The organism is Candidatus Komeilibacteria bacterium CG_4_10_14_0_2_um_filter_37_10 (assembly GCA_002793075.1).
In the GTDB taxonomy this organism is placed as follows: Bacteria; Patescibacteriota; Patescibacteriia; order UBA1558; family UBA1558; genus UM-FILTER-37-10.
In genome coordinates, this window is the sequence record PFPO01000091.1 from 1 (window position 1) to 7,319 (window position 7,319).

5 protein-coding genes, 1 tRNA gene and 1 pseudogene (1 of these 7 running past the window's edge) are annotated in these 7,319 nt (G+C 37.8%); 2 read left to right on the top strand and 5 right to left on the bottom strand.

What is annotated here, in order from left to right:
* Window positions 1-310 precede the first annotated feature (310 nt).
* The 3 genes from COX77_04735 to COX77_04745 form a co-directional block, all read right to left on the bottom strand.
* Window positions 311-2,179 (bottom strand): hypothetical protein, encoded by a 1,869-nt coding sequence (locus COX77_04735; protein PIZ98366.1) that lies wholly within the window; start codon window positions 2,177-2,179, stop codon window positions 311-313.
* Between the two features lie 6 nt (window positions 2,180-2,185).
* Window positions 2,186-2,665, bottom strand: a complete 480-nt coding sequence (locus COX77_04740) for a molecular chaperone (protein ID PIZ98367.1) — start codon at window positions 2,663-2,665, stop codon at window positions 2,186-2,188.
* 92 nt (window positions 2,666-2,757) lie between these two features.
* Window positions 2,758-4,542: a hypothetical protein gene (locus COX77_04745; GenBank protein ID PIZ98368.1), complete on the bottom strand. Its 1,785-nt coding sequence runs from the start codon at window positions 4,540-4,542 to the stop codon at window positions 2,758-2,760.
* A 152-nt stretch (window positions 4,543-4,694) separates the two neighbouring features.
* Here COX77_04745 and COX77_04750 point away from each other — a divergent pair, with 152 nt between their 5' ends.
* Together COX77_04750 and COX77_04755 are read left to right on the top strand one after the other, a co-directional pair.
* On the top strand, window positions 4,695-5,216 hold the full coding sequence (locus tag COX77_04750; GenBank protein ID PIZ98369.1) for a hypothetical protein: 522 nt from the start codon (window positions 4,695-4,697) through the stop codon (window positions 5,214-5,216).
* Between the two features lie 122 nt (window positions 5,217-5,338).
* Window positions 5,339-5,740 (top strand): MarR family transcriptional regulator, encoded by a 402-nt coding sequence (locus COX77_04755; protein PIZ98370.1) that lies wholly within the window; start codon window positions 5,339-5,341, stop codon window positions 5,738-5,740.
* A 549-nt stretch (window positions 5,741-6,289) separates the two neighbouring features.
* Here the strand turns inward: COX77_04755 and COX77_04760 are convergent.
* Window positions 6,290-6,364, bottom strand: a tRNA-Glu gene (locus COX77_04760).
* 179 nt (window positions 6,365-6,543) lie between these two features.
* A pseudogene (dnaN, locus tag COX77_04765) lies at window positions 6,544-7,319 on the bottom strand (DNA polymerase III subunit beta) (it continues 226 nt past the right edge of the window).

Below are 7,319 nucleotides of genomic sequence, written 5' to 3' on the forward strand. Positions count from 1 at the left end.
ATTTTTCTTCTTGTGTTGATTTTGGCATAGTTTTTGACATATAGCCCTAGTTTACTAGAAAGTGCAATATGTGTGTGCACATTACCAATCACCCTTGACATAGTTTGTATAGTATGATAAGCTACTTTATTAAATAAAAAGTAGTCAAAAATGCTTACAAAAATAAAACTTAAAGCATTTTTAAAAGGGAAATACAGCCAACTAACTGCAGGCACGACAAGCATGGGGATCAAAGTTGGATTAAATTCGGTTCTCGTAACTGATTTTCTTCCATCTCTGATTTTCTTGTCTGCAGTTAGTTGGTTGTTTTTTATTGCCCATTAATGATCGGGGTGTTTATTAAATTACCGTCATTATTCCCTTCACTACTGATTGCTTCCTTTTTTTCCACACCAATCAAGCAAACCTCTGGCCAAGGAATATAATGACTCTTAAATGTTTGTTGTTTGATTTCGCCCGTTACATAAACAACTTTATAATCAAATTCGGCATCAGCGCCGTTGTGTGGTCTTTCAATACATTTCTTTTCTCCCGGTTTTAATTCTGTCGTTTCTATTAGTTTAGTTGGGCCGGGTTTTGTGATGTTAAAAATTCTTGGTTTACTATACTCAATAATCCGTTCGTCCTTCTTGCCCCAAAACTCAAAACGTAAATCTGTTCCCACGACCTTAGTAACAATTAAAATATTTGATCCGGTGTCGTTGGTAAATTTAAAATCTGGTCTAGGATCATAAATCGTCGCATCGGTTCCTGCTGGCTCGTAATAGACCACACGATAAGAGTGATTGCGCCGCTCCACGATTGGTAAACCACTATCAATAGCTGCGCGAAAAGTCGTGGTACCAATCTGACATAGTCCACCGCCATATTCCGGAATTGTTTTATCGCCCTTAATAACTAGCTCCGTAAGATATCCGTTGTTACGATCAATATCACCCAGAGCATCAATCAAAGAAAAAATTTCTGCTGGTTTAATGATGATACCGTTAATTGCGTTAGCTCCAGTTTTAATATTATGCACACGATTAGGCGGACTTCCTTTAAAACTAGAGACGCCAACGCCAATCATTTCCACAATTCCCAAGTCGTTAATGTCTTCTACTGCTTGCTCTGGGTTAGTTTCTTTAATCTGTATTAAGAAAACGTTTTCTCCTTCGCCGGTAGTAAAAAACTTATTATTAACCTCCTTACGTAATTCGCTAATTTCTACCTGTTTACCGGATTGACTACTCTGAAACTCTGTCACCCTACCATTCGTGATGGAGAATTTTGGGTCTTTGGCTGGTTGGTCAATCTCTGGACTCACTTCCTTTAAAATATAATCAACAAATAATTCTTCTTGTAAAACTAACTTTATCTCTCCGTCTTCTTTGGCAAAAGCTAACCAAGGAAGATATTGCTCTTGTTTAATATTCCATTTTTTATCCTCGTATTGTAAGAGTAGTTCTTTTTTTTGCTCAATAAAATTCTTAATTGCTGCTAACATTGTCTCATTAATCTCGTCTTTTTTTATTTTTGGCTCGATAAAGTTTAACTCCACAACAATTGGTTGATCGCTTAAATTGGCCGCCTGTTGAATAATCCTATTGCTCAAGGCGTCATAATCAAAACCCAACCCCAGCGTATGTTCTTCTATCTCAACCTGTTCTTGAACTATCTTTGGCCGGGCGTCATGACTTGGACTTTCAGCTGCTGACAAAATGTCTTGCAAAACTTTCTTTAGTCTAACCCGATCTGTTTCTAGAGTCATGGCGTACTTTTGTGGTTGCCAATAATGCAGAACTTGGTTGTACGTCGCTAGCCAACCATTATCGCTATTTCCAATGGTCATTAAGCCACCAACGGTTTTGGTTATATCGTATTGAAAAAGTGGGTAAGCTGATTCCAAGTCTTGTCCATTGATAGAAAACGGAATGTTGTGTTTATTATTTTGATGATAAACTATTTGACCATTAATTTTTTTTTGATCTACTGCCACCTGTAATGTTGCTATTGCCTGCTCCCTGGTCTGGTTAGACAAATCAATGCTCCCCACCCAAACACCACGAATTATGGTGTGACGCGGATTCAACCAAGACAAATACTGCGCGGCACCGACAATTACAACCAACAACAAAAAAGTAGCAACCACGATGGTTAACCACTTTTTTTCTTGCAGTCTGCTTGCTGGCCAAAACATAATTAATTATTCGTCACCCTTTACTCTAATAGACACCTCTTTTGACTGAATTGCTTTTGGTAGTACAACTTTTAAAACGCCATTTTTGAGCGTGGCTTCAACTTTCTCCGGCTGAATTTCTGTTGGTAAAATAATTGAACGTGAAAAACCACCCCAATAACATTCTTGATAATAGTAGTTCTCAGCAGCTACCTCTTCTTCCTGTCTGCGCCTTCCTTTGATGGTCACCATTTCGTTATTGATGGAAATGTCTACGTCTTCTGGTTTAACCCCAGCTATCGTTGATTTGATCACTATACAGTTATTGTTTTCAAAAACATCAACTGACAACTGCCCGTCATACTCTTCCTCTTCTAGCCAATTCTCTTCGGGTTGTTTCTCCTTTATCTTTTGCTTACTAGCAACGGTGGAAAAAAAATCATCACCAACTTCCGTGTTATTTTCTTTTTTACTGGTTTTTCTACTTAGTATCTTTAAGTTGAACATACTATATTATTAATTTTTACTTCCTTATTATAAAACAAATGTCGGAAAACAAAAAGCGCCACCGTTCAATACGGTGACGCTCGTTAAATTCTTTATAAAACTAGCCCGTCTGGATATTGCCAATAAGTCGGTACGAAAATCACGTCGGACCATTTAAAGCCAAACTTTTGGAAGGTCTTTTCCGAAGTAATAGCTCGCCGTCGTCCCCCTTCCATCAAATAAACGGTTGGCTGGTTGCTATAACGAATCAATGCGCCATCGGGGTGAACAAACTCTTTCAGGGTTAATTTCTCACCCTTTTGATAGGAACTAAATGACTCCCGAGGAACGTTCTTGATCAAGTTCCAAGCATATCCTGTCCGTAAAAACACTTCTGCCGATTCAAATGGCCTCATTACATTATTGTAAACCAAATAAACTGCTGGGTCCTCACTGGTTTTTAATAATGTGCCCGACGGGAACAACAAAGTTCCACGATAAACATACTGGTCTAGCTCGCTTTGGTCGATTGTCTGTACGTCCTGATCTTTAAATTTATAATAATTAAACATCTCGCGTGTACTAATTACATGATACTCTTGACCATCAATCAAATAAACCGACGGGCTGTTAACTAATTTTACCAATTTTTTAAAGCCCGGGCGGTAAGCGTAACGATTACTATTTTCTGATTCTCGTCCACTGCTATCTATTAAATGTAGCGTATAATAATACGTTTGTTTCAAATCTAAATAGCTATCTATATAGCTATTGCCAATTATTCTCTCGGCGACAACTTGACCTTGTTCATTGGCTTTGGTGGCGCGATACATTACGCCCATGACGTATTGATCGGTGTTGGTTAGCGGCCAAGAAATTTCCACTCGATTAGCTGAAAGGGTTTTGAAGGTTAGCTGGCTGTAGAGTTTTTCTGTGCCAGATGTTATGTTTTGATAATAAATATCATAAGATCCGTCGACTGTTTTTCTTTTCCAAGTCACTACCTGGCCGTCCAACTGTGGCACTTCGTCATCAGCTGGACTATTGGTAATCTGAACTTCGGAACGTGTTTGTAAATTGTACAAATAAATATCATAATTGCCGCCCCGATAACTTTGATAAACAACATTTTGTCCATCGAGGTCAGAATTAAAATTAGCATAGTTATTACTACCAACAACCTGTAATGAATTATCTAGTAAATTAAAAACGTAGATTGCGTTGTTGCTATCCCAGGCTACGTGTTGTGCGGACAGCGTAGGAAAATAATGATTTAAACCATTCTGAATAAGAATTTTAGTTTTCTTAGTTGCTAAGTCGTAAGTATATATTTCATTAAGCTTGCTACTGTCATCCTGCCACACAATTCTGTCGTTGTCATTGTTTTGGTTGGTCTGGTGTGTGTTGCGAGTAATTATTAATCCGTCCAATTTGTCTTGGGCTATTTGATAATACATAATACTAGAAACATTATCCAAAAAGTTCCATCGCATAAAAGTTATTAAATTGCCCTTAACGCGAGGATGGATATCGTGGGAGTAGCTATTGGGTTTAGCGATCTTGTTTTTAACTTTGGTTTCTAAATTATACCAAATAACGTTTTTGCCATAACTGGTTTCCACCCATACTAGATTTTGTCCATCAATCGCCGGCTCAAAGGCCACGCCGTACTGCGTTGCTAATAGTTCTTTACTGCCTGTCGTGCGGTCGTATAAATATAATTCGTATTTTTCTCCTGATTTATTACTATAAACAATGTACTTGCCAGAAACAGAAAACTGATCCTGATTATAGCTGTCATTGGTGGCGTTAACAGGAAACCCCTGATCACTGGCGCCGATCTGAGAAAATGGCAAGAAAAGACCAATTAATAAACAAATGATAGTAATTTTCTTCATAATACTTTAATTAATAATTTATCCTTCTTTTTACCATTGTCTATCATTTCTGTCAATAGAGCAAGTCTGTAACAACAAAACTTTCACCTTGCTTTCTGTTAATGTCTATGCTAGTTTATTATTAATTATTTCCTTAACAATTTGGAGTTGCCATGTTTGTTGATTTATTAATCGGTCTTATTTTTGGTACCCTGGCCCTGCTTAATGGTTATGGCCCTTACTCGGTCTTGCCCTTCTTGGCGGCGTTTATGCTAGATCTTGATCTCGTAGTTAATGAGTTTATTAGAATATTTATTAAAAAGGAAAAACGTTTTTCTCTTACTACACTACTCGACGAATTTTCCTATACCCATAAATTCATTTTTCATTTACCGGTGCTCTGCTTGCCTGTTGCTTTTTTACTTGGTTGTTTTGTAGCTGATGTCTTATTTGGCTTCTTACTCATGATACCAATGTTTTTACATCTGGTTCACGACACAGTAGATCGTAATTTTGATGGCGTTTGTTGGTTGTGGCCTTATAGCAAAGACAGTTTTAAAATAACCAAGAGTTGGGCAGAGGCGCGTTGGCTCGTGGTTAGAAAAACAAGAGCACACTTAGCTGCAGAAGCAAAAACAAAAAAATTGCAACGAGCTCGCTCAACTAAAAAAATATTTACCGATAATCTAATTTGAAATTCTGACCCTATATAAACTATAGGGTCTTTTTTTATTTAAATAATGTGCTTGACATGTCAACAATAATAATTTATGCTTGCTATATCAATAATTATTATTTAGTGTCCATGACTAACCTAATGAATTTCTTTTTTACACTAACAAAAACCAACACCATTCTTAGCCGTTCTCTAATCAGTCAGGGTTTAGACTTCAACGATTTTATGATCCTCTCTCACTTGGGCACCGCGCCAAAACAAGGTTTAAGACGAATTGATCTGGCAAAAAAAATGGGATTAACACCGTCGGGCATTACTCGTATGTTGCTGCCATTGGAAAAACTTCATATTATCAAACGCGATTTAACTGGCCAAGACGCCCGCGCTCGCCTTGCTTCTTTGACTCCCGCTGGCAGAAACTTATTAAGGGATGCTAGTACGCGAATGGAATTACAAATTAAAGACTTGCTTCCGATTAATAGTAATAAGGAAATTAATTCCTTTGTGCGTTTATTGGAAGAGATAATAACCCGACTAGATTAGTAATATTAAATATTAAAACTAAAAATACACTTGGGCCGACTTAAATTTATTTTGAGTAGGTTAAGTGTGTTTTTTAAAAAACCCCGCTGTTGATAGTCGGGTTTAATTCCCTTATTTAATTTTAAAATAAAAACAGAATTACACTTGGTTGACCCTGAGATAAGTCGAAGGGGCAAAAAGTGTAATTTTGAAAAGGAGTAGACGCTCTGAGTTAAGTGAAATCCCGCCAAAGACGAAATAAAAATACACTTGGGCCGAATCAAGCTCTGCTTGACGAGGTTAAGTGTATTTTTAAAAGGAATAATTTATTAAACGGCGGAGTGGATCGAGCTAGACTCGATACACGTAGCTGTGAGATAAATTATGACGTGGTACCGCTACGGGGAATTATCGCTCCCGCCTGCGGCGGGATTGTCCGGGGCAGCGCTTCGACTGCCGCTGGCAGTCGCATCGACGTCTCGCTTTCTGCGAGACTTCTGCCCGTTCGATTCCCCTTCGCGTACGGTGTTAATTGGAAAAGACCTGAACACAAGTTCAGATCTTTTCCAATGGTACCGCTACGGGGAATCGAACCCCGATTGCCAGGTTGAGAACCTGGCGTCCTAACCGTTAGACGATGGCGGCGTGAAATTAATATCAGCCAAATTCTAAAATATTTATTTACTCTTGTCAATTATTTTCTCAACTTAAAAACCACCCCATTAAGGTTGGTTTCTAAGTAGCCCCATGCCTGAGAACTATATCTTAAAAGGTAGCGGTCAGTTTCGCTTGTGACGAGACTCAACTACCCCCCTTAAGCAACTTTACTGCCGTATCGGCATTACAATATACAAATAGTCCGGATTGTCTGCTGGTGTAAACATTCCTGGTGCGCCTTGGTTGTTCAGTTTAATCAGAATTCTTTCACTATTTATATTGTTCAACCCATCCAATAAATAACGATAGTTAAAAACTATATCAATGTCGCCACCAGTTACTTGGGCTTCAATGGTGGTTATATTTTCTCCTATACTATTATTTGTCGAAACTACAACTAGTTCGTTTTTGCTCGCTATAAAGCTTAGTTTAACATCGTTGATGCCGGGTTTACAGAAAAGGGCGGCGCTTTTTATCGCTTTAATTAACTGATCGTTCCTTAGTTCGACAATAATTTTCTGCTCGGTAGGGATAATTTGTTCATAATCAGGATATGTTCCATCAATCAACCGGGACACTAATTTAATTCCGTCAAAAGAAAATAGAATTTGGTTTTCACTCAAAAATATCTGTATTTCTTTATCATCAGAAACAATAATTCTGTTTAGTTCCTGTAAGGTTTTTAAAGGTATAATTAATTTTTTTGTTATCTCGTTTTTTACTTTTATTCTTTTTTCCGCTAAGCGATAACTGTCTGTTGCGGCAATAATACAATCGTTTTCTGAAAAACTAAATAAGGCGCCACTGATTTCTGGCCGATTATCATCCAAACTAACAGCAAAGGATACCTGACTAATCAGTTCTTTCATTTCTTTTCCTTTAATCATTATTTGTTTTTCTTCGCTGACGTCAGGAATTAACGGGTAGTCTTCAGCGGGCATGC